Origin of the sequence: Psychrobacter sp. G (assembly GCF_000418305.1) — a bacterium.
Classification (GTDB): Bacteria; Pseudomonadota; Gammaproteobacteria; order Pseudomonadales; family Moraxellaceae; genus Psychrobacter; species Psychrobacter cryohalolentis.
Genome location: NC_021661.1, coordinates 1,036,778 through 1,060,110, shown reverse-complemented (window position 1 = coordinate 1,060,110; position 23,333 = coordinate 1,036,778). Strand labels below are relative to the sequence as shown.

Genomic DNA, 23,333 nt, shown 5'->3' with positions numbered 1-23,333 from the left:
ATGGTTTATACATTTTAAATGTGTAGCAGAGCTGGAAGAAATTTTTGCAGCCTCTGGAGTGCAACGCACACAGCAAGCAAGAAAATTTTTACCAGCTCTGAGATACTTAGCTTAGAAATTTCATACCAATCGTTTTAAGAAATTGCATTAAGTCAGCTAAGCCAACATGCCACCATCAAGGGTAAACGCATGACCATTCATAAAGCTGCTTTCATCGCTCGCGAGCCATGCAATCGCGCCGGATACTTCATCAACTGTCCCTAAACGACGTAGCGGGCTGGCATTAATTGTTGCTTTTTGCGCGCGCTCGCCCATCTTCGCCATGGTGTTTTGCACCATAGGGGTGTCAATAAAGCTTGGACATACCGCGTTAAAGCGAATATTGACGCGGGCATATTCATGAGCAGCAGACTTCGTCAGTCCCATCACGCCATGTTTAGCGGCGCTATACGCTGACAGCAATGGTGCAGAACGCAGCCCTGCGATAGAGGCGACATTAATCACGTGACCGCCGCCATTGGCTGCCATACAAGTAACAGCAGCACGCATGCAATGCCAGACGCCTTTTAGATTAACGGCAATATTACGGTCAAAGTCCTCATCGCTTAGCTCATGCATCGGTGCAGGCTGATGGTCGATGCCAGCATTATTTACCACCACATCAAGACCACCCAGCGTTTCCATGGCAAAGGTAAATAATGCACGTACTTCGTCGCCACTCGTCACATCGACCTTTTTAAAGACGATACTATTGCCCGCATCTTGACCTTGCTTGGCAACGGCTGCGCCCATCTCTTCTGCCATATCACCGATCACAACTTTTGCGCCGCGACTGGCTAACAATAACGCACTTGCCGCGCCGATGCCTGAAGCACCGCCCGTGATTAAAATACGTTTACCAGAAACATTACTGGCTACATCTGATGCAATTCCATTTGTATTCAGTGTCATGATTTATCCCTCTACCTTAAGTACCAGTTTGCCGAAATTTTCACCTTTAAAAAGCATCATCAGGGTATCTGGGAAAGTCTCGATACCTTCAACGATATGGTCTTTTACTTTTATATCACCTGACTGAATCCAGCCAGCAATATCTTGCATCGCCGTCGGATATTCTTTGATATTATCAAAGACAACGATGCCTTCCATACGGGCACGATTGACCAATAACGATAGATAGTTTGACGGCCCTTTTACCGCTGTGGTGTTGTTATATTGGCTGATCGCACCGCAAATCACGATACGCGCGCGCAGATTAATTTGGGTAAGGACGTCATTTAAGATATCGCCGCCTACGTTGTCAAAGAAGACATCTACCCCATTTGGACAAGCTTGCTTTAAGCCTTTTTTGACATCCTCATTTTTATAATCTACCGCAGCATCAAAACCCAACTCATCGACTAAGAATTTACATTTCTCAGCACCGCCCGCGATGCCAACGACTCGGCAGCCTTTTAGTTTTGCAATCTGTCCAACCAAACCACCAACCGCACCCGCAGCACCAGAAACAACGACTGTCTCGCCAGCTTTTGGTTGACCAGTTTTTAATAAGCCAAAGTAACCGGTCATACCCGGCATACCGAGCACGCCTAAGTAATAAGATAAGGGTGCAAGGTTTGGATCGACTTTGTATAACCCAGTACCGTCACTGACCGCATACGACTGCACGCCATTATGACCACAGACATAATCGCCGACGGCAAACTTCTCATGCTTACTTTCAATGACTTCGCCCACGGTACCCGCGCGCATGACATCACCAATTTGTACCGGCTCGATATAAGATTTGGCATCGTTTAACCAGCCACGCATCGCTGGATCCATCGAGATATATTCAATTTTTATCAGTAACTGACCGTCTGTGATAGTCGGTAGTTCTGACTCGGTATAATCCCAAGTCTCTGCACTCGGTGCGCCAACAGGTCTTTCTTTTAAGCGCCACTGCTTATTCATTGTTGTCATTATTTATTCCTTTAAATTTTTATAAAAAGCCATTGGTATCGTTTGCTTAAAAAGAGTTTATTCAAAATAAGCCAAATATATTAAAAAGCGTTCTTCTGGAATAAATTTTTCTCGCTTGCTGTGCGCTTTGCACTCTAGAGGCTTTGAAAAATTCATCCCAGCATCACATTAACCCTATTATTTAGGGATGTTTTTATGTTGAAAACTGGTTAAAAAATCGCTTAAAACCATTCGGCTTGCATATTCGTACATACCGCGTTGTCATTATTTAGCAGTTCAATATCACGATTGATTAAAGGCAATTCCCAATCGATAAAGTATTTTGCTGCTTGGAGTTTGCCGTGATAGAAGTTTTGCTTTTCAACATCTGTTGTATCATTTAATAACTGCTCGGCTTTACTCGCTTGACGAATCCAGATCCAGCTCACCACAATTGAAGCAAAGATATTCATCAGTGCTTGCGCGTTGCCAGTCAATGTAAGTGCTTTTTCTGTTTGCAGGATTTTGCTTAAATGCACCAATACTTCATGCAAATGACCCATATAAGGCATCAATTTACCGGCGAGTTTGGCGGTTTCTGGTGTGGTAATGCTTTCTAGGTCTTGGGTAATCTCACGCTTTAGAATTTGAATACCAAGCCCTTTATTTTGCCATAACTTACGAAATGACAAATCTAATGCTTGCACACCATTTGTGCCTTCATGAATGGGATTGAGACGATTGTCACGCCAAAACTGCTCGGCTTGATACTCGCGCGTATAACCTGCACCGCCCAATACTTGAATGCCCAAATCATTGGCCTTTGGACCATATTCAGATGGCCATGCTTTTAATACTGGCGTGAGTAAATCCAGCAGTTCTGATAGCTCAGCTTTTAGTGTTGCATCTTCACAAGTATTGATACGGTCAATCAGGTTTGAGCCATATAAACACAGTGAAATGCCGCCCTCGCTATAGGCTTTTTGCGCAAGCAACATACGCTTCACATCGCCATGCTGAATGATCGCTGTTGCTGCATCTTCGGGTTTATTGTTTGGTGCAATTCTGCCCTGCGTTCTGTCTTTGGCGTAATCGAGCGAGTATTGATAACCACGATAGCCAATCATCGCGGCACCAAAGCCAACCGCGATGCGCGCTTCATTCATCATCTTAAACATATAACGCAGACCAAAATGCTCTTCGCCGATAAGATAGCCATAGCACTCGCCTGCATCGCCAAAGCTTAATGCGGTAGAAGTCGCGCCTCTATAACCCAGCTTATGAATGAGACCCGTTAAATGCACGTCATTGCGCTCGCCAACCGATGCATCATCATTCAGACGATACTTCGGCACGGCAAATAAAGAGATACCTTTGACGCCACCAGGACCACCCGGCACTTTGGCTAAGACCAAATGCACGATATTGTCAGACAATTCGTGATCGCCTGCTGAGATATAAATCTTGCTGCCTTTGACGCGATAGCTGCCGTCGTCTTGTTTAACGGCGGTAGTTTTGATATCGGCAAGCGATGAGCCAGCATGTGGCTCAGTTAACGCCATTGTGCCTGTAAATTCACCCGTTAGCATACGCGGCATAAAGGCATTTTTAATCTCATCACTGGCGAAATGTGAAATGACATTAATCGCGGCCGTGGTCAAAAACGGATAAGCCGTCGTTGATGGGTTGGCCGCCATAAAATAGCCAGCTACTGCTGTCATGACCGTTTCGGGTAATTGCATGCCGCCATCGTCAAAGCTATAACGACCAGCGATGAAGCCCGACTCGCGGAACGTATCAAAGGCAACTTTTACGTCACTTATCATGCTGACTTTTTTGCCATCGAACTGTGGCTCGTTTTTATCTGCCACATGGTTATGCGGCAAGAATAAATTGGTCGCGATTTTATTGGCGGTGTCGAGTACCGCATCAAAGGTTTCGCGGCTGTGTTCTGAAAACTTTGGATGCTCGGTTAAATGTTCAGTGCCCAATACATCATATAGTTGGAACGGTAACTCAAAGTCATTGATAAGCGTATCTGCTGCCATAGTATTCTCGTTAACTCATTAAATTTGGTGATTCATTGATATTAATCTAATTTAACGCCTTGCCGTATTGTCATTTATGACATAATTATGGTCAAATAAGACATCTTCTCTAACCTATAGTGAGTGAATTTCAAATTACGTATCGTGCAGCTGGTGAATATCAGCTATAAATTTGCATACACTTGAAGGAAGCCAAATTTTGCCCTACTTCAAACCGTTTAAAGTGATTATCGTTGGCTTCGATGGCGTGCTTGGCAGTGTGCTCGCTGGGGCGCTAGATTTATTTTCATTTACTGGCGTCAGCTGGCAACGGTTTTTGGATGAGGCAGTAGAACCAAGGTTTGACGTGCAGATTGCAAGCTTAGGTGGCGCGGATATCAGATGCAGTAATCGCTTAATTATGCAAGCGCATTGCGATATTCAGGAAGTCACAGAGTGCGACTTACTATTAATTCCAACCATTGGCGATTCAATCGATAAAGTACTGAGTCAAAATAGCGATTTAATTCCACACATAAAGCGACTGGCAAATACCAAAGCGGATATCGCTAGTAATTGTAGCGGGGCTTTCTTTTTAGCAAAAACAGGCTTGCTCGATGGCAAAGTAGCGACAACTCATTGGGGCTATGCCAGTAAGTTTAAGGCAGATTTTCCACTGGTTGATTTGCAAGAGAATCAATTTGTCACTCACTCAAAAAGCCAGTCAAAAGAACAATCTGGCAATATATTCTGTGCAGCAGGTGGAAGCGCCTTTTATGATTTGGGATTGTTATTAATCGAGCGTTATTGCGGGCGCGAGATTTCTACCCAAGTGGCAAAAACCCAGATTATTGATAGTAAAAGAGGCAATCAAAACAGCTATACCAATGTGACATTGCATAAGCCACATTCAGATCAGCTGGTTAAGCAAGTACAAGAGTTTATCGAGGAAAACTTCAAACAGCCTATTCAAGTTAGCGGCTTGGCAGCCATGGTAAATATCACGCCGCGTACCTTAAACAGACGCTTTCAATCCTGCGTGGCGATGCGGCCTATTGAGTATATTCAAGCAGTCAGAATTGAGCAGGCAAAGCGTTTGTTAGAATTGGGAGATGTGACGATAAAATCACTCGCTGAGCAAGTTGGCTACGATGATATTTCCTCATTTACTAGGCTTTTTAAACGCGCTACTGAGCTGACCCCGAAAGAATATCAGGATAAATTTTCACGCTTAGCGATTTAACTTTATAGTAGATTTTTTAGAAGTAATACGTTGCTGCAACAAATTTATCACAGCAACAATTTTATATAATTAATTCGATATAAAAACGATACAGCGAGACGAAAAGTTGTTTTTCGCAGCATCTGTCGGCGTAGGCACAGCACGCAAGAAAAACAACTTTTCATTGAGCGATTTGATAGTTACGTATCTGATTTATTTAGATTCGACTATAGACCTAAATTTTATTGCCATAAGCCTTCGACATGAATGGCATCGGCTTTAATCGTTGGATAATCACTAAATACTAACTGATAGCCATCGACTGTATTTGGACTAATCTGACACATCGCGCCAAGTGGAAAGCTGTGTTTTTGTCCAATATGACCAAAGCGCATGCCGCTATAAATCGGCAATCCTGTCAGCTTATGCAATTGACGAATCACGGTGGCGACATCATAACGCTTGTCATAGCTATCCTCACCGCTACCCGATAACGCGCCAAACACGATGGCTTGCTGATCTCTAAATACGCCTGCTAAATACAAATCATACAGCATGCGCTCAATACGATAGGCTTGCTCGCCGACATCTTCTAAAAATACAATCCCGCCAGCAATTCGTGGTAAATACTCACTGCCTGCCAGCGCTGACACCACGCTCAGATTGCCACCCCAAATAGTGCCCGTTATAGTTTTTGGCTCAGAGCTTGCCAAGATGCTCGGTAAATTTGGACTGGTTAAAGAGGCGTCTGGTATGTTGACAGCCAGATTAGGATTGGTTAATGCTTGCGCAAATTGTCGACAGCTGACTTGGTCGGGTTTGATTTTGCCAAACTCACTGTAAAGCATCGGGGCGGCAAGCGAGCTCATGCCTCCTTTTGCCAATAGTGCGCACTGAATAGCGGTTACATCACTAAAGCCTGCGAGTATCGTGCCACGCTCCTTCATAATGCGTCCCAGCGTTGACCAATCCACCATCGGCAATAGACGCACAGCACCATAGCCACCGCGTACACCAAGTAGCAGCTTTGGCGCTTTGATCGCACCCGTGGCGATATTTTGCAGATCACTTGCTCTTTGCGAATCCGTACCTGCAAAGCGCAAATACTGCCGAGTGGTAATCGTAGGATTATCGACTTTAAAACCTGCACAAGCCATGCGATCTAACGCCAATTGATTGCGCTCGTCACTACCACCGACATTAGAGCTGGCAAAAAGCCGCGTCTCAATATTCGGCGTGATACAACTCGTTTGCGCCCGCAATGTTTCGGGCGCTGCTTCTTGTGATGTTAACGCCGTTGGCAGGTCATCTTTGGTAAGCTGCGTACTTTTATCTTGCTGAATAGCATTGGCGGCTAGCGCCTGAGTCATGCTTTGGGTTACTAATAATCCTGCCCCTGCACTGATTCCGACTTGACATAAAAATTGGCGACGATTAAGTCCAGAAGATATCTTGGTCATTATTTTACCTTTTGTACTATTCAGTTAATGCTTGTTTAACAAGGATACTTCTTTAGCCTTGATGCTTTAAATGCACGCGATTTCATTTAATATGCGCTAAGCCTTTATCTTTGAAACATTGCATTATAACGGAAGTTGGGACGGCAATTTGGTTTAAGATTGTCTAGGGCAGCTCAACCCATTGTTATGCTAGTCAACAAAACGCTACAGAATCACTCACAGCCTTATTTGGATGAAGTGACGACTCTTGTTATAGTAAAGGGCGTTCAATAGTCTTTAACAAAAAATAAGGAATATAAGTATGGCTGACAAAGAGAAAGACAATAAAAGCCTAATGGATAGCATTAGACTCATCTTGGGTAAAGAAGACAAAATAAAAGACCAACTTGAAAACGGTCGCGGTCTTGAGCGTTATACCAAGGATTTACTATTGCTCATGAGCTTGGTAAAAGACTACTACCAAGGTAACTATCGTAATATCCCTTATAAAACTATTTCAGCGGCAGTTGTTGGTCTGCTCTATGTTATAAACCCTATTGATCTTATTCCAGACTTTATCCCTTTTATCGGTCAAATCGATGATGCTTTGGTACTGAAATTTTGTCTCAAGCTCATGGAAAAAGATTTGCGGAAGTACAAAACTTGGAAAGATCAACAAAGCACATCTAAAGATAAAGACTCAAAGCCTACTAATAAAAAGCTCAAAGATAAAAATAAAAGTACGGAAAGATCAGATAAAGACGAAGAGTCTAAAGCGGAAGATGATAAGGTAGATACTAAAAAGTCGTCATAGCTATTTAGTCATCTATATTAAGTGATATACCTAGCATAACTTAATATAGTAATTGTTATAAAGACCCGGTCAATGAGGTATACATTGACCGGGTCTTCGTATGAGATTAATAATATCTTTATGGATTTTAGCTGTCTAACAAACCATTAGTCCGGCACATCATAACGGGCTTTTTCTGGATTAAGACCGAATGAATATACAAAGGTCGCAACGAGGCTGTTTATAATGATGAACGGGAAATCAATAGCGGTATGTCCAAGCACGTAGCGACCGATGAGCCATGAGACAATCAGCATAACAATAAAGAACCCGCCCAAATATGCCAAGATAGCTGGATGCTTAAGATTGTAAGGCTGCTCAGGTTCAGGTTTTTTGTTTAGTACATAGGTTCTTATCGCCCAACCAGCCGCATAAGAAAATCCACCCAGCACCACATAACTAAAAAAATTCATATTGCCTAACTCTAATGATACGACGGTTTATAACAAAATTGTATTGATAAAAAAGCACTTTTTATCATAAATAACAGATATGTAATATTGACTGATAATACCTAACTAAATAGTCTCTTTAACATTATCAATGACAATATTGGCATGAGGATTGGCCAAAATATCAGTATTAATGTCATCACATTCGACTCGGTAAATAGTGTTTGCCCCTTTATAGATATAAGACAAGTACTCACTATCAAGTAGCGGATCGATATTGGTATAAACAGGCTTAACATGAGCTAATACCAACACTCTATCCGGACGACCAATCATCGCATCGACATTATCAGGATCAATAGAAAAAAACTGTGGTATGTCGCTATTTTCAATTACCTCTAATGGCTCAGCATCATCCCAAACACGTTTGGCACTTGCAGGCTCTTTCATCTGCATGACCCATGCGCCGCCCTGTTGGCTAACTTTTATTTGCGCCGGCTCATCATGACTGACGGTATAACAGCCCTCAAAGATAGATAAATCTGCTACCTTCTCAACCTTTTTGGTATCCGCTTGAGTATTACTATCATTACAAGCGCTCAAAAGCAGCATACTGCTCGCAGCCATCGCAATCATCAAATGGCTGAGGTTTTTAGAAGAAGATTTTGAGGCTAAGGACATCATAGGGTAATCCTGAATTCGAGCATTGAAAGCTTTAGTTAAGCAAATTATAGTTAATGTCTGGCTAGACATATCCTTACAACCGCTCTATTTTAACAGAAAACGATAAGCTTACTATTAGGATATCTGTTTTTGGTTTTTTGTGCATGGCAATTGCCCCTATTAACGCTGGATTTGTTATACTCAATTCCAACATAGGTAGCTAAAATAAGCCTCCAATATATCAGTGAAATCGCTTCGCTATATCCTGTATTTATTCTCTATTAGGTCAGTAAATTTTTATGTCAGAAAATCGCAGCGCAGCGCAGCCATTTAACACCAGTAATGCCATAAACCCATTGGCTGCCAAAGCAGATACTACGGTTGCTTACACAGATGGCGCGTGTAAAGGCAATCCTGGTGCTGGTGGCTGGGGCGCTCATCTGATATTTAGCGACGGACGGACGCAGGATTTTTATGGCGGTGATAAAGAAACAACCAATAATCGTATGGAATTGATGGGTGCGATACAAGCATTAACCCATAGCTCGCATGAGCAGAAACTCGAGATTTGGACAGACTCAAGTTATGTCAAAAAAGGCATCACTGAGTGGATTGAAGGTTGGAAAAAAAGAGGCTGGAAAACGGCCAGTAAAAAACCCGTCGCCAATCAAGACCTATGGCAGCGACTCGATGAGCTCTGTCAGAAACGCGATGTTGATTGGCATTGGGTAAAAGGTCATGCTGGTAATGCTGGTAATGAAAAATCGGATGAGCTTGCAAACCTAGGTGTGACCTCACGTAGTGAAGATTTGATAACAGACATTCAAGATAGTACTAAAAAAAAAGAGCCAATAATGGCTGATAAAAAGCCATCAAGCAGCGATGATTGGCTAAATTTTGATCCATTAGGTTTTGATATGATGGATGATGAGCTTGATGCCGAACTACTAGAGAATCAAAGTTATAATGACAGTGTAATAAATACTCATGCTTTCGCTGAAGAAAATATTAGTCCGTACAATGCCACCAATTCAATGAGTGCTATAGAAATGCCAGACGCCCAGACGCCTTTGATTGATACAAGCATCAATAACCATGCGTCCAACATGGTTACTAATGTTGAAGCAGATACGCCAAAATTCGATGGTGATACCAGCCGTGCCAATCCGTATTTTATACCGCTGCTACCCAAGCCAATCCATCGTCATGAATCAGATCGTCAGCTCATTATGGATACTGAGACCACCGGTCTTGATCCGCTAAAAGGCGATCGCATTATCGAAGTCGGTATTGTAGAGATGATCGGACGTAAGTTCACCGGCGAAAAGCTCCACGTCTATATCAACCCACAGCGCGGTATGGATGAAGAAGTTATTCGAATTCACGGTATTTCTGAAGCGTTTTTAACGGACAAACCAACCTTTGACCAAGTCGCGCAGTCGCTCTATGACTTTATGGATGGTGCAGAAGTCATCGCTCATAATGCCTCGTTTGATATGAACTTCTTAAATATGGAGTTTGCCAAAGTTGGCATGCATGACTTTGCTGAGCGAGTAAAAGTGACCGACTCACTGGTCATGGCAAAGCAGCAGTATCCTGGACAGAAAAATACTCTTGATGCTCTCGTACGTCGTTTAGACGTGGGCAAGCAAGACCGTACCTTTCACGGGGCATTACTAGATTCAGAGATTTTAGCAGAAGTCTATTTGGCGATGACTGGCGGACAAGTAACGCTAGGCATTGAGGATGACGCGCAAGCGGATGGCGGACACACAGCCCATGCTAGCTTTGCCAATTTAGCGGCTTTATTGCTTGAGTCAAGTACTGATGAGGGCGCCAATCAAAGCTGGTATGCGTCGCTCGCAGAAGATTATCCTGAGCTGAAAGCCAAAATGTAACAGGCATTAAAATCGCTTCTTATATTGGCGATTAGAGAATATAGTCTTGATTATTATAACGATAAAAAGTAAAACCTTATCTAGCGCTATTTTTTAATTTACTCTCTAACTATTTGCTATTTTCGTCAGTATCTTATGGAAAAAACAATTATGAACCACTCTACGCAAATAAAATTGACCGCGCCAACGCTTAGTGTTACTGACTTTAATTTGCCATCGCTGCACTTATTGCACGATGAGGTCAAGGTCATACTTAAAGATACTGAGATTCATTTGGGCGAATTTAATGACGACAATAGCCAAGCGCCCTTATTATTAGACTCTATTATTGTATTAAAACAGCTTTCTTGTATTTTTGAGCTGATATCTTTGGTGGGTGCAGAGGCACTCAATAATGCGATTGTACACGGTTTACAGGAGCTTTATGACAGTGGCGACAATAGTGATATTGACTTAATCATGGATCTGTCCGAAGCGATCATGACGCTTGATCGTTATATTGAATTTGTGCTGCTGACTGAGTCGGTAGAGCCTACTTTATTACTACCTATTATTAATAAGCTGAATGCTCATAGCCAAATAGTGCCTATTGCTGCTGATTATTTTTCTGCTTTTGGTAATAGTAGCGTCATTATTGCCAATCCTGAACAGAATTTTCAGCCGCTAAATGAGCTCAACCTTGATCAAGAGCTACTGACCTATGCTTATCGTAGTGGGCTTGGCGTTACTTTGATCAATCGGGATGGCAACATCAATCAAGATGATCAGCAAAAATTGGATGCTATGTCAGCTGCCTGTGCTTTGATAGCGAAAAATACCAGCAGTCTATTTTGGCAAGCAGCGTCCGCTGCGGTCACTGATATCGCAGCCATCCTGCCGCTTAATATCACTCAAAAGCACACGCTTATTTATGTTGAGCAGCAATTCCAAAGCTATTTGCCTGTCATGGATACGCGTTTTGCTGATTTGGTCAGTTTTGCCGGACAACGTGATACTGAAGCGGCAAAAATACTGCGCGATCAATACGCCGCCAACCGTTTAGAAGATCCACAGCGCCAGCAGATGGAGCGCTTCTTGTTTGGTCCAAACCGTGAGCTGACGGATACTTTGAATATCATTATCCAGACTCAAATCAATACGATTAAAGAAAATGTCGACAGCTATGCCCGTGGTGACTCAATCAATCCAGTCGATATGCAGACCTCGCAAATTATTGAAGAACTCACTACTTTAAGCTCTGCGTTGCATCTTCTTGGTCTATCTAATGCCGCCAATAGCCTGATTAAAGCGTCAGAAGCCGTCAGCACATGGCGCTCGCCTACTCCAGAAGATTTTGATCATTTATTATTGGCACTCATGCATGCAGAAAACGCGACCATCGCCATGGCTGAGATGCATACTCCAGGTGCAATTTATCTGCCGTTGAACAATCCCCATATTTCACTACATCAGCTGAATACCGCTTATGATACCTTGATAGAAGAGAGTCGTACGGCAATTGCCAGTGCTGAACAAGCAATCAATGATTACCTTGCGGAGCCTGAGCGCGATATTCTTAATATTCAAAATACCCCTGAAATGCTGCGTCAAGTAAGCGGTGCGGTACGCTTCTTGCAATTGCCAACGCCTGCCAGTATGCTCAGTCAATTGGCAAATTATTTACAGCAACGTATCAATAGTGGTAATCGTATCGATGATGGCACCTTAGCTTATATTGCTGATGTTATTATGGCAGTTGACCATCATCTAGATGGTTTCGAGAACAATCGCCCTGTCAGCAAACAAGCATTGGATGTTGGGCAGCATAGCTTAAGCCAATTGCTTGCCGCTTAATCATTTATGTAAATTTTTATACAAAGACAAGCTGATATGAGCTTGTCTTTGACCGTTTGGAAAACTATATGATGATCCGCGCCTTTGTCCTATCTGATGAAACGATCTTATGTCGTCAAACGCCTAATGGCTGGTGGCCTTTACAGGTTGAGCTAGCACACTTTAATATCAGTAATGAGCAAGCTTATCAATTAGGACAGGTTACATTATTTGATAGCTTAGCGCCCAATAGCTGGCTGCCGAGTGATGTAGATGATACTGATAACGCTAATGCTGTCATTGTACAATCAAGCCGCGCTATCACTTATGATTATGCAATAGCACATAATATCGCCTTGCCCAATATTTTAGACAGTGATGAATTAACAAGTAGTGACTTGGATAGCAGCGTTATTAGCAATGTAGAGAACAGTATCAACACTTTTATAGCTTATCGACAGCTTATCACGCACCTGCCCATAGCATTAGCTGCTCAGCTTAGCCAAGCCATACAACTACTTCGTTGGCAAGCAGATACACGTTTTTGTAGTCGCTGCGCGGCACGCACTGTAGCTGCCAAATGCGGTGAGCGTGCTATGGTTTGTGACGTTTGTCGATTGCGTCAGTATCCGCGTGTACAGCCCTGTGTCATTACCGCCATTACTCGACCCAACCCGAAAACGGGTGAAATGCAAATTTTATTGGCTCATCATCATCGTTACGGTCAGCAAAAAACAGCCTCTCATTTATTACAGTCGACCCAACCGTTACTATACGGTTTGATTGCAGGCTTTGTAGAAGTGGGTGAAAGTCTAGAGCATGCTGTGGTACGCGAAGTGGCAGAAGAAGTGGGTCTTAGCTTGTCCGATATTCGCTATGTAAACAGTCAGCCATGGCCGTTTCCGTCTAATTTGATGTTGGGCTTTCGAGCATCTTATGCAGATGGCGATATCGTTATACAAGAAGATGAGCTATCACATGCAGATTTTTTCGATCTATCAAAGCTGCCAAAAATACCCTTTAAGGGTAGCATTGCTTATGAGCTGATTGCGCAAATTGCCAATGAGCAAGGTATTTTGCTTTAATCTATCATATCAACGCATCATTCAGCATTTATCCATATCACTATTATCCTATTTATTCTAATATCAGCATCTAGCACTGATATAAAGGTTTTACATTAAATGCAAAGCACCATGAATAAAAACAGCAATCATGTCCGTTTAACCAATCTGCCAATCTTGTTCGATTCGCTAAAGATAGAAACATTGCCTGCTGATGTTCAGGAAAAAATTGCGCGCATTGATAGCAGCCTACCGCAAACACAGTGCGGTCTATGCGACCATGCTGATGGTTGCTTACCTTATGCAGTTGCTATTGTGATGGATGGTGAGCCACATAATAAGTGTGTACCAGGTGGTCAGCCAGTGACGGATACTATCGCGCAGATTATCAATGCTGATATGCCAACACTAAGCGCTGAACCTTCAAAATGGCCGTTAGATGCTACTTCTCAGCGGCCTGTTGAAGTGCGCGCCGTTATTCGTGAAGATGATTGCATTGGCTGTACCAAATGTATTCCCGCCTGCCCTGTTGATGCAATCGTTGGTACTGGCAAGCATATGCATACTATTTTTACAGATTTATGCACGGGCTGTGAATTATGTATAGCGCCCTGCCCTGTTGACTGCATCGATTTGGTCACGGTTGAGCGTACGCTTTCGACACCTGAGCGCACCCTTGAGCAAGAGGATTTGAGACAGCGTTATCATACCCATTTGAATCGTGTGAGCGAGCAACTTGCGGATAGCAGCAATAGTAGACCCGTGGTCAGCATGGTGGAGGCAAAACTGAATAATGCCGCCAGTCAGTCGTTAAATATCAGTGAAGCTCAAGCAAAAAACACTATTGCAGCGGCAAAGCTGCGCAGTAAAATTAAAAAGTTAGAAAAGCAGCTTAGCGTACGTCCCAATGAAAGCAAACAAGCAGAATTGAATGAATTAAAAGCTGAGCTTGTACAACTTTAATAGCCAATATCTACTTTGAATAACCAACGAACAAAATAATGGTAAAAATACCATGAGTAAAACCGTCAAACATAAAACAGCTGATACTCCGCCATCGAGGCGCATGCCCAACCGTGATGTGCGTCCATTTTTTGAGAAATTGGCGGCGACGATTGATGAGCCAGTGACTGAGCTCAATTATAAGAGTAACTTTGAGCTGCTTATCGCAGTCATATTATCAGCACAGGCGACTGATGTCAGCGTCAATATTGCCACCAATCAGCTCTATCCGGTGGCGAATACGCCTGAGGCAATACTCGCTTTAGGCGAAGAAGGTTTGAAATCCTATATTAAGAATATCGGCTTGTTTAATGCCAAAGCCAAAAACGTCATCAAAACTTGCCGTGACTTGATTGAGAAATTTAATAGCACCGTCCCTGATAACCGAAAAGACTTAGAGTCTCTAGCGGGTGTCGGGCGGAAGACGGCGAATGTAGTTCTAAATACAGCCTTTGGACAGCCGACGATGGCGGTCGATACCCATATCTTTCGAGTGGGTAATCGTACGGGACTTGCCACTGGCAAAAACGTCTTAATCGTTGAGAAGAAACTGGTCGAACGTATCCCCGATGACTTTATCGTTGATGCTCATCATTATCTTATTTTGCACGGGCGCTATACTTGTCAGGCTCGTACCCCAAAATGCGGCGCTTGTCCTGTTTATGACGAATGTATGTTTAAAGATAAAGCAGTATTTTTAGAGTTGTAATGTGAGCAGATGATAATGATCGCAAAGCCTATCGATCAATATACTTATGCTAAATTATAATAATATCATGATTGAGCATTACTTATAATAGAACGAGTGCAGCTCACTAGAGTTTTATTGCGTTTCGAGTTAGAATAAGCGTATTTTTAGGCAAGTACGTCATATTTTTGATCCTGCTGATAATCAGGTGATAGACGTATGATTGGCGACAGCTTCAAGCACGTTGTCAGTTAATAATTCGATATAGTACAACGCAAAGCTATCGCTCTCTTAGCCTGACCCCATATGATTTATAGAAATCTGTGCCTTATGTAAATTTATATAACATATGCATTTATGAATAAGTGAATTAAGTAGTACCAATTAAACACCAAGCAATACATTGTTTGGCCAATACCAATTAAAGCAGCGCCCAGACGTTATGCTTTTTCCTATCTTTATTGATTCAATTAAGCGATCCTATTATGCGCGAATACAACTTATTTACCTCAGAATCTGTGAGCGAAGGTCATCCTGACAAAATGGCTGATCAAATCTCAGACGCTATCCTTGATGCGATCTTACGGCAAGATTTACATGCACGCGTGGCATGTGAGACCCTAGTCAAAACTGGCGCTGTCGTATTGGCAGGTGAAATAACCACCACGGCAAATATCGACGTTGAGCGCATCGTGCGTGATACGGTTAATGGCACTGGTTATCATCATTCAGACTTGGGTTTTGATGGCGAGACATGTGCGGTTATTAATATGCTTGGTAAACAATCGCCTGAGATTGCCCAAGGTGTTGACCGCGCTGACCCTGAAGAACAAGGCGCTGGTGACCAAGGTTTGATGTTTGGTTATGCTAGCAATGAAACTGAAGTATTGATGCCCGCCCCTATCGAGTATGCTCATCGCTTGATGGAGCGTCAGTCGGAGTTGCGCCGCGCAGGCGAACTACCTTGGTTACGTCCGGATGCCAAAGCACAAGTCACGCTTAAATATGATGGCAATAAACCTGTTGCTATTGACGCGGTCGTCTTATCTACGCAGCATGATCCAAGTATCTCGCAAGCCGATTTACAAGAAGCGATCATGGAGTCAATTATCAAACAAGTACTCCCGGCAGAGCTACTACATGCTGGTACACGTTATCATATCAACCCGACTGGCAAATTCGTCATCGGTGGTCCTGTTGGTGATGCAGGACTGACCGGTCGTAAGATTATTGTTGATACTTATGGCGGTATGGCGCGTCACGGTGGCGGCGCATTTAGTGGTAAAGATCCCTCAAAAGTCGATCGCAGTGCGGCTTATGCGGTGCGTTACGTGGCTAAAAACATCGTCGCTGCTGGTATTGCCGATCGCTGTGAAGTACAAGTAAGCTATGCCATTGGCGTTGCTGAACCGACTTCTATTTCGATTAACACTTTTGGTACTAACAAAATTAGCAACGATGAAATCATTAGTTTGATTCGTACGCATTTTGACCTACGTCCGTATGGTATCACTCGTATGCTGAATTTATTGCAGCCAATGTATCAGCAAACCGCTAGTTTTGGACATTTTGGTCGCCAAGGTTCTGAAACTGCCTTTACGTGGGAAAAAACTGACAAAGCTGAGATTTTAAAAGCGGATGCTGGCTTATAAAATTTTTGCTAAAACCCTTTTTGTACCTATTATCTTATCCAGTTATTAGACTGCTGTGATACATTTAAATTTACCTACCATTATTAGGAGTCGTTTATGTCTCAAGAGAATGCTCAAAACAATGAGATTGATGCAAGTCTTGAAATCACCCCTGAAATGCAATCGTTTTATCAACGTGCTGATGCCATTATTGGTGTAGCAAACAGTCAATTAGGTCCTGATGCGCACTCAGGTCAAGTAGGTGCGTCACTGCTTTATGCCGCAGCACGTTATAGCGCATCGGTCGCCTCAATCGGCTTTGTAAAGGGTGATGATTTTGCCAAAGAAAAGGATGATATTGTCGAATTTTATACCAAACAATATCGCCAAATGCTGAGCGATAACTTGACTGATTATGCACAGAACTTTGATAAATATATTCAGCTTAATCAAGATGATAAGCCTGCTAACTAAAACGGTTATGCTTGGTTAAAGATATTTATCTGAGCACCTTTAATGGCAGAAATTATCTTTGAGCAAATAAAAAACCCCAAGCTTACTATTAAGCTTGGGGTTTTTATTTGCTTGTAAATGATAGAAAGCTATTAAAGCCAACAATGCTATTGCTATGAAGTTTTTGCAGCTTTTCTCACGCATTGAGCAAAATACATAGCAGTAGTATAGCTATAGTTAAAATATCTCAAAAACGCTACAGTGCTGCTGGTATAAATTTTTTGCAGCCTCTGTCTGCGTAGGTACAGCAAGCAAGAAAAATTAATATCAGCAGTACTTGATGTATCGATATTACTTTTCCCTGACTATATATACATGTATAATTTTCTCGATTTTATTTTGTACTTGTCATATGAGGTGGTGGATGACTTCCCCTAAATAAGTTACTATCCATTTGTATCATTCTATTTCTGATATGGTTGTCGTTGACTGTTGATAACAGGAAGTTATCGAGCGCTATTTATAAGGAAACATCATTATGAATCATTTATCTAAACCGTGGCTGTCAATACTAGGGCTCTCAGTAGCCATCACATTATCTGGTTGTAATAATCTTCCAATCAGCACCCATTCTGAGCCGCCTATTCATAGCACTGAAAACAATAAAGACCACAGTGCTAGCAGTAATCAAGGCTCAATTAACAATCCTTTCAATAAATGCCCACCCTTTAATCCTGAGCAAACCATGTGTACCGCACAGTATGATCCTGTCTGTGTCACTGTAAAAAACCAATCAGGTGTCAGTTATCGTACTGCGGGCAACGCCTGTTCAGCATGTGGTACTACCTCTGCAGTCGGTTATGTAAAAGGACAATGTGTGTAGTTTACATCCTACCTCTGGTAACTCTAATCAAATACTTTTCATCATAATATAGTCAGTCCTAAATAAAATAAGTACAAATATTATAATACGCTACTGGTATAAATTTTTTTGCTTGCTGTGCCTACGCAGACAGAGGCAGCGCAAAACTTATCCCAGTAGCATTGTGTTTGATTTATAGTGGATTGACTATAGATATATCAGTAGAAATGAAAAAGCCCCAACTTATGATAAAGCTGGGGCTTTTTGAATTATTTTTCAGCTTAAGTATTATTTAAACATTGTCTAAAAAACTCTTAACCTTCAGGCTTTTCAATATCAGGCGGACCTGTAAGCAAGTCTTCATCACGAAATTCATTGGCTGAATTGTGCTCTGCTGACTCTTCGGTGATAAACCATTGCTGATTGCGATACAATATCAAACGGTCACGACTTAAGCCACGTAGTAGCGAATACATCATTACGACTATCACTATCGCAAAAGGAAAACCTGACACAATGGAAGCCGCTTGTAGCGCACTCAAGCCACCTGCTGCCAATAGTACCGCCGCAATAACACCTTCGGTACCCGCCCAAAATAAGCGCTGAATTTTCGGTGGATTGGCATCGCCCCCTGAGGTCAACATATCAATGACGAAACTGGCTGAATCCGATGACGTGACAAACCAAAGAACAATCATCACCACGATGAGCAAGTTCACAGCCGATGTTAGCGGATAAGACTCCATCAACTTAAAGATGGCACTGCCAGTATCTGCTTGGACGGCCTCGATCAAGCCAGGACTGATAATATTGGGGTCCGCCGCCGCCATTAGCTCCATATTAACGGCTGAACCACCAAAAGCGGTAAACCATAAGAACAATATGGTAATAGGAATCAACAACACTCCCAATATGAATTCACGAATCGTACGACCACGAGAGATACGAGCCACGAACACCCCAACGAAAGGCGACCAACTTATCCACCATGCCCAATAGAAAATCGTCCATGAGGCTTGCCAATTTTCTTCACCGTTATAAGATTCTGTCCAAAGACCTAGTGGTACAATCTCATGTAAGTAATTACCGATATTTTCTACAAAACTATTGAAGATAAACTGAGTTGGTCCTAAAATAATCACAAAACTGAGTAATATCACAGTAAATAATATATTGGTATCGCTTAAGCGCTTAATTCCTTTATCGAGTCCCATAAATAGAGACAGTCCTGCCAGCATAGTGATAAAGGCAATCAACATAATTTGCACTGTAATATTATTGGGAATACCAAATAACGTCTCAAGACCTGAGTTAATTTGTAATACCCCAAGACCTAACGTCGTCACTACCCCAAACATCGTCCCAAACACTGCTAGCGTATCGACCGTATGACCCCAACCGCCATAGATTTTCTTACCCAATATAGGATAAAGTGTCGAGCGGATTGCTAGTGGTAAGCCCACTCGGTAGTGAAAATACGCCAATGACAAAGCAACCATGCCGTAGAGTGCCCATACATGTAGGCCATAATGTAGGAACGAGATATTCATTGCTTGCTTGGCGGCGGCGATCGTCTCGGGCTCTCCTAATGGCGGCGCCATAAAATGATACAAGGGTTCAGCGGTGCCCCAGTAGAGCAGTCCAATACCGATGCCAGCTGAAAACAGCATACCAATCCAAGAGACTATATTATACTCAGGCTTCTCATTCTGATGACCAAGTCTGATATCGCCATAGCGACTGAATATCATATAAATACTCATCACCAGCGTTAAGTTGACCACCACAATAAAGAACCAGCCAAAGCGCAAAGACACGAATGCTTTAGCGTGACCAAATACCAGTTCAGCTTGCTCATTAAAAAAAGCACCAAATATAATAAATGCCAAAATCAATAGTGCTGAAGTTAAGAACACAGGTTTACTTACCCGTGGAAAAGGGCCCAAGCGGCCAACTTTTACATGATCCATTTAGTCGTCTCAGTTTTTGAAGGGGCTCACCTTAACAAGATATTACACAACTATCAAATCGAATCAGACACTTTATAACCTTGCTATTGGTCAACAAATAAAAAAATCCTAAGATAACCATGCATCTTAGGATTTGATATTACAAGTATTTTATCGTTTTTTAATAAATGAAAAACAGATATAGTGAGCTGCCAATCATTGAATGAAGCGACTGTCAGCGCACTCTTGATCTTTCTTCGCTTAATCACAGCTTGCTTATATAAGCCCTAATTCATGACTATTAATCAGCATCGCGTTGATTAATCACCCTTTACAATTTTAGGTGGGCCTTTCAACAAATGCTCATCTGTAAACTCATTGGCTGAATTATGATCTGCAGATTCTTCAGTAATAAAGTGCTGTTGAGCTCGATACAGTATCAATCGATCTCGACTTAAGCCACGAAGTAACGCATACATCATGACAAATATCACCAAGGCAAATGGCAGTCCAGCCACAATAGCGGCGGCTTGCAATGCGCCTAGTCCACCTGCTGCTAACAATATAGCGGCAATCAAACCTTCCATCAACGCCCAGAATAAACGTTGGATCTTGGGTGGGTTGGTATCGCCACCAGCCGTCAACATATCGATCACGAAACTTGCTGAATCCGATGAGGTCACGAACCATAAGACAATCATAATCACGATAAGAAAAGTAATTGGTTTTGCAAATGGATAGTACTCAACCAATTTAAAAATAGCGCTACCCGAATCTGCTTGCACCGCTTCTACCAATCCTGGACTGGCCATAGCTGGATCAAGAGCCGCTAAAAGCTCCATATGGATAGCGACACCACCAAAAGTGGTGAACCAGAAGAACAAAATTACCATCGGAATCAACAGCACACCCAATACAAACTCACGGATAGTACGACCACGACTGATACGGGCAATAAATACGCCTACAAATGGTGCCCAACTTACCCACCATGCCCAGTAGAAGATCGTCCAACCACTCTGCCAATCGGTATTACTATAAGCTTCACCCCATGTTGATAACGGCACCATAGCAACGATGTAATTACCGATGTTTTCTATAAAACTATCAAAAATGAATAAGGTTGGCCCTAAAATAACCATAAAGGCTAAGAGCACACCTGTAAAACCCATATTGATATCACTTAAGCGCTTGATACCTTTATCAAGACCGAGCATCAATGAGCCACATGCCAATGCAGTCACAAAAGCAATAATAATAAACTGTACGGTTAAAGAATTTGGTATACCAAATAAATTTTCAAGACCTGAATTGATCTGCATAACCCCTAGACCTAAGGAAGTTACCACACCAAACATCGTCCCGAATACGGCTAGGATATCAACTGTATGACCCCAGCGACCATATATCTTCTCGCCTATTAGCGGGTATAACGTCGAACGGATAGATAGTGGCAGTCCACGGCGAAAGTGAAAATAAGCCAGTGCCAATGCCACTATGGTATAAATCGCCCAAGCATGTAATCCCCAATGCAGAAATGAGATGCTCATAGCTTGCTTGGCAGCTTCTACCGTTTCAGCTTCACCTAATGGCGGTGCCATAAAGTGGTATAGGGGCTCAGCTGTTCCCCAATATACCAGTCCAATACCAATACCAGCAGAGAACAACATGCCAATCCAAGAAAACAGACTGTACTGCGGTTTCTCTGTTTGTTGACCTAAACGTATGTCGCCGTAACGACTTGCCGCTAGATAAATACAAAAGACCAGCGCCACGTTCATTAATATAATAAACATCCAGCCGAACTTATCGGTGATAAAGTCCTGCAAAAAGCTAAATAGCGCGCCAGCGGTCTCGGTAAAGAAAGCACCGAAGATGATAAATCCAACGATAAGTAACGCTGAAGTAATGAATACAGGTTTACTCACCCGTGGAAAAGGGCCTAACCTGCCAACTTTTACATGATCCATTTGTTTGTTAGCCTTAGTTTTTAGGAAGGTAACCTTAACAAGATAGCTGCCAACTATCAAATTTAATTAAGTATTTACGCTTTTCTCCTTGATAGACATAGATCAAAACTCTCTGGTCACGCAAACCACAATACCGTAAAACCTCAGAAACTTAGCAAGTAATTCCTATATTTATTCGCTTATCAACTTCGTTAGAAGCGTTTAGTCTTTCTTAAGTAAAAAGGATAGTGGAGATAAATTGCTACTGCGGTAACAACTGCACTAAATCACCATCGCTGCCGTCTTCTAGCGCCCAAACCTGCCCATCTACGACCAGTACACTACGAATACGCTCGCCCATATCATAGCGATAGCGCTCATTAGCTGTATTATCCTTATCGAAATTAACGACTATCAATGCCTTAGAGGATAAACCGCTGATCAGCGCATTACCTTGCCACGCCGGAAAATCATTGTGCTTACCAGTCGAATACATACTGATTGATGAAGGGGATATGACTGGTGTCCATGTGATTTTGGGTGCTTCAAGCTCAGGACGCCTACTGTGATCAGGAATATCCACACCAGAATAATTGCGACCATTTGATACGATTGGCCAGCCGTAATTCTTACCTTTTTCAATCAGATTGAACTCATCGCCACCTCGTGGACCCATTTCATGCGCCCACAACTGCCCTTTACTATCGAATGCCATCCCGAGTACATTACGATGTCCTATGCTCCAAAATTGAGCAGCGATGTCATTATTACTCACAAATGGATTGTCTATTGGCATCGAGCCGTCAGCATTTAACCGTATTATTTTGCCCAAATTGACAGTCATGTCTTGAGCAGGGGTTTTTTCCTGACGCTCGCCTGAGCTAATATACAAATATTGCCCATCAGGAGAAAATACTAAGCGATGACTGTAGTGCCCTTGCCCGTCTACCTTTGGCATCTGCTGCCAAATTGGAGCAATCTCCCGCAAACTTGGCTTATCAGTATCCAAGCCTGACAGCTTGGCTTTGACAACTTTTGCACCAAATTTATTACTATCAGCAGTTTTGCCTGCTTCAACGTAGCTAAGATATATATTATTAGAGGTAGCAAAATCTGGCGCAAGGATAATATCGCCAAGACCGCCTTGCCCGCCATAAGCCACTCTAGGCACGCCCACGACGGCTGTCTTAGCACCAGTCGCTGTATTGACTATAAATAACTCACCTGTCTTTTGTGTTACGAGTAGTCTTAATGGCTTATTATCAACTTTTGGTAATGCAGTCATTGCCCATGGCTCATCAAAGGTGGCAACGGCTTTTGTGGTAAAGGCAGGTTTGTCCGTACTTGCAACATCTGCTACTGAGGTTTCAGCTTCTTGATATTTTGCCAAATCGGCATTGGTATCAGTTGCAGATTGATTTGAACAAGCAGAAGTACTAAACAGTAATGCTGTGATAATTATCGGTAACGTTAATGGTTTACTCATAT

General features: G+C 42.5%; 19 protein-coding genes. 10 read left to right on the top strand and 9 right to left on the bottom strand.

The window, feature by feature from the left end; genetic code table 11:
- Positions 1-156: 156 nt before the first annotated feature.
- From PSYCG_RS04540 to PSYCG_RS04530, 3 genes are all read right to left on the bottom strand, one after another.
- On the bottom strand, positions 157-951 hold the full coding sequence (locus PSYCG_RS04540) for an SDR family NAD(P)-dependent oxidoreductase (protein WP_020443141.1): 795 nt from the start codon (positions 949-951) through the stop codon (positions 157-159).
- A gap of 3 nt (positions 952-954) precedes the next feature.
- On the bottom strand, positions 955-1,962 hold the full coding sequence (locus PSYCG_RS04535) for an NADP-dependent oxidoreductase (protein WP_020443140.1): 1,008 nt from the start codon (positions 1,960-1,962) through the stop codon (positions 955-957).
- A gap of 221 nt (positions 1,963-2,183) precedes the next feature.
- The gene (locus tag PSYCG_RS04530; protein ID WP_020443139.1) at positions 2,184-3,989 is read right to left on the bottom strand and encodes an acyl-CoA dehydrogenase; all 1,806 of its coding nucleotides are present in this window, start codon (positions 3,987-3,989) and stop codon (positions 2,184-2,186) included.
- 199 nt (positions 3,990-4,188) lie between these two features.
- Between PSYCG_RS04530 and PSYCG_RS04525 the strand changes: the two genes are divergently transcribed.
- Positions 4,189-5,211: a GlxA family transcriptional regulator gene (locus PSYCG_RS04525; RefSeq protein ID WP_020443138.1), complete on the top strand. Its 1,023-nt coding sequence runs from the start codon at positions 4,189-4,191 to the stop codon at positions 5,209-5,211.
- A 221-nt stretch (positions 5,212-5,432) separates the two neighbouring features.
- On the opposite strand, the gene PSYCG_RS04520 is transcribed toward PSYCG_RS04525, so the two are convergent.
- The gene (locus tag PSYCG_RS04520) at positions 5,433-6,650 is read right to left on the bottom strand and encodes an LD-carboxypeptidase (protein ID WP_020443137.1); all 1,218 of its coding nucleotides are present in this window, start codon (positions 6,648-6,650) and stop codon (positions 5,433-5,435) included.
- 301 nt (positions 6,651-6,951) lie between these two features.
- Between PSYCG_RS04520 and PSYCG_RS04515 the strand changes: the two genes are divergently transcribed.
- Positions 6,952-7,443 (top strand): YkvA family protein, encoded by a 492-nt coding sequence (locus PSYCG_RS04515; RefSeq protein WP_020443136.1) that lies wholly within the window; start codon positions 6,952-6,954, stop codon positions 7,441-7,443.
- A 146-nt stretch (positions 7,444-7,589) separates the two neighbouring features.
- Here PSYCG_RS04515 and PSYCG_RS04510 read toward each other — a convergent pair whose 3' ends face one another.
- On the bottom strand, positions 7,590-7,895 hold the full coding sequence (locus PSYCG_RS04510) for a hypothetical protein (protein WP_010196130.1): 306 nt from the start codon (positions 7,893-7,895) through the stop codon (positions 7,590-7,592).
- A 105-nt stretch (positions 7,896-8,000) separates the two neighbouring features.
- Entirely contained in the window at positions 8,001-8,558 is a 558-nt protein-coding gene (locus PSYCG_RS04505; protein WP_020443135.1) for a hypothetical protein, read from the bottom strand.
- Positions 8,559-8,836: 278 nt separating this feature from the next.
- Between PSYCG_RS04505 and dnaQ the strand changes: the two genes are divergently transcribed.
- From dnaQ to PSYCG_RS04465, 8 genes are all read left to right on the top strand, one after another.
- Entirely contained in the window at positions 8,837-10,435 is a 1,599-nt protein-coding gene (gene dnaQ, locus PSYCG_RS04500) for a DNA polymerase III subunit epsilon (protein WP_020443134.1), read from the top strand.
- Positions 10,436-10,585: 150 nt separating this feature from the next.
- On the top strand, positions 10,586-12,268 hold the full coding sequence (locus tag PSYCG_RS04495) for a hypothetical protein (RefSeq protein WP_020443133.1): 1,683 nt from the start codon (positions 10,586-10,588) through the stop codon (positions 12,266-12,268).
- Between the two features lie 68 nt (positions 12,269-12,336).
- A complete protein-coding gene (gene nudC, locus PSYCG_RS04490; protein ID WP_020443132.1) occupies positions 12,337-13,332 on the top strand; it encodes an NAD(+) diphosphatase in 996 nt (331 codons plus the stop codon).
- 99 nt (positions 13,333-13,431) lie between these two features.
- On the top strand, positions 13,432-14,274 hold the full coding sequence (locus PSYCG_RS04485) for an RnfABCDGE type electron transport complex subunit B (protein WP_020443131.1): 843 nt from the start codon (positions 13,432-13,434) through the stop codon (positions 14,272-14,274).
- A gap of 52 nt (positions 14,275-14,326) precedes the next feature.
- Entirely contained in the window at positions 14,327-15,022 is a 696-nt protein-coding gene (gene nth / locus PSYCG_RS04480; protein WP_011513193.1) for an endonuclease III, read from the top strand.
- Between the two features lie 464 nt (positions 15,023-15,486).
- On the top strand, positions 15,487-16,653 hold the full coding sequence (gene metK, locus PSYCG_RS04475; RefSeq protein WP_020443130.1) for a methionine adenosyltransferase: 1,167 nt from the start codon (positions 15,487-15,489) through the stop codon (positions 16,651-16,653).
- Positions 16,654-16,749: 96 nt separating this feature from the next.
- Positions 16,750-17,106: a DUF3144 domain-containing protein gene (locus PSYCG_RS04470; protein ID WP_020443129.1), complete on the top strand. Its 357-nt coding sequence runs from the start codon at positions 16,750-16,752 to the stop codon at positions 17,104-17,106.
- Positions 17,107-17,623: 517 nt separating this feature from the next.
- Positions 17,624-17,968, top strand: coding sequence for a hypothetical protein (locus tag PSYCG_RS04465; RefSeq protein ID WP_020443128.1), 345 nt, complete (start codon positions 17,624-17,626; stop codon positions 17,966-17,968).
- A 293-nt stretch (positions 17,969-18,261) separates the two neighbouring features.
- Here PSYCG_RS04465 and PSYCG_RS04460 read toward each other — a convergent pair whose 3' ends face one another.
- The 3 genes from PSYCG_RS04460 to PSYCG_RS04450 form a co-directional block, all read right to left on the bottom strand.
- Positions 18,262-19,917 (bottom strand): BCCT family transporter, encoded by a 1,656-nt coding sequence (locus tag PSYCG_RS04460; protein ID WP_020443127.1) that lies wholly within the window; start codon positions 19,915-19,917, stop codon positions 18,262-18,264.
- 299 nt (positions 19,918-20,216) lie between these two features.
- Positions 20,217-21,866, bottom strand: coding sequence for a BCCT family transporter (locus tag PSYCG_RS04455; RefSeq protein WP_020443126.1), 1,650 nt, complete (start codon positions 21,864-21,866; stop codon positions 20,217-20,219).
- Between the two features lie 241 nt (positions 21,867-22,107).
- Positions 22,108-23,331 (bottom strand): PQQ-dependent sugar dehydrogenase, encoded by a 1,224-nt coding sequence (locus PSYCG_RS04450; RefSeq protein ID WP_020443125.1) that lies wholly within the window; start codon positions 23,329-23,331, stop codon positions 22,108-22,110.
- Between the last annotated feature and the right edge of the window lie 2 nt (positions 23,332-23,333).

What these genes read in the sequence shown, in the direction of transcription:
- dnaQ (WP_020443134.1), top strand. Translation starts at nt 8,837, where the DNA reads ATGTCAGAAAATCGCAGCGCAGCGCAGCCATTTAACACCAGTAATGCC.
- PSYCG_RS04455 (WP_020443126.1), bottom strand. Translation starts at nt 21,866, where the DNA reads ATGGATCATGTAAAAGTTGGCAGGTTAGGCCCTTTTCCACGGGTGAGT.
- PSYCG_RS04470 (WP_020443129.1), top strand. Translation starts at nt 16,750, where the DNA reads ATGTCTCAAGAGAATGCTCAAAACAATGAGATTGATGCAAGTCTTGAA.
- PSYCG_RS04485 (WP_020443131.1), top strand. Translation starts at nt 13,432, where the DNA reads ATGCAAAGCACCATGAATAAAAACAGCAATCATGTCCGTTTAACCAAT.
- PSYCG_RS04510 (WP_010196130.1), bottom strand. Translation starts at nt 7,895, where the DNA reads ATGAATTTTTTTAGTTATGTGGTGCTGGGTGGATTTTCTTATGCGGCT.
- PSYCG_RS04515 (WP_020443136.1), top strand. Translation starts at nt 6,952, where the DNA reads ATGGCTGACAAAGAGAAAGACAATAAAAGCCTAATGGATAGCATTAGA.
- nth (WP_011513193.1), top strand. Translation starts at nt 14,327, where the DNA reads ATGAGTAAAACCGTCAAACATAAAACAGCTGATACTCCGCCATCGAGG.
- PSYCG_RS04505 (WP_020443135.1), bottom strand. Translation starts at nt 8,558, where the DNA reads ATGATGTCCTTAGCCTCAAAATCTTCTTCTAAAAACCTCAGCCATTTG.
- PSYCG_RS04520 (WP_020443137.1), bottom strand. Translation starts at nt 6,650, where the DNA reads ATGACCAAGATATCTTCTGGACTTAATCGTCGCCAATTTTTATGTCAA.
- PSYCG_RS04465 (WP_020443128.1), top strand. Translation starts at nt 17,624, where the DNA reads ATGAATCATTTATCTAAACCGTGGCTGTCAATACTAGGGCTCTCAGTA.
- metK (WP_020443130.1), top strand. Translation starts at nt 15,487, where the DNA reads ATGCGCGAATACAACTTATTTACCTCAGAATCTGTGAGCGAAGGTCAT.
- PSYCG_RS04530 (WP_020443139.1), bottom strand. Translation starts at nt 3,989, where the DNA reads ATGGCAGCAGATACGCTTATCAATGACTTTGAGTTACCGTTCCAACTA.
- PSYCG_RS04535 (WP_020443140.1), bottom strand. Translation starts at nt 1,962, where the DNA reads ATGACAACAATGAATAAGCAGTGGCGCTTAAAAGAAAGACCTGTTGGC.
- PSYCG_RS04450 (WP_020443125.1), bottom strand. Translation starts at nt 23,331, where the DNA reads ATGAGTAAACCATTAACGTTACCGATAATTATCACAGCATTACTGTTT.
- PSYCG_RS04460 (WP_020443127.1), bottom strand. Translation starts at nt 19,917, where the DNA reads ATGGATCATGTAAAAGTTGGCCGCTTGGGCCCTTTTCCACGGGTAAGT.
- nudC (WP_020443132.1), top strand. Translation starts at nt 12,337, where the DNA reads ATGATGATCCGCGCCTTTGTCCTATCTGATGAAACGATCTTATGTCGT.
- PSYCG_RS04495 (WP_020443133.1), top strand. Translation starts at nt 10,586, where the DNA reads ATGAACCACTCTACGCAAATAAAATTGACCGCGCCAACGCTTAGTGTT.
- PSYCG_RS04540 (WP_020443141.1), bottom strand. Translation starts at nt 951, where the DNA reads ATGACACTGAATACAAATGGAATTGCATCAGATGTAGCCAGTAATGTT.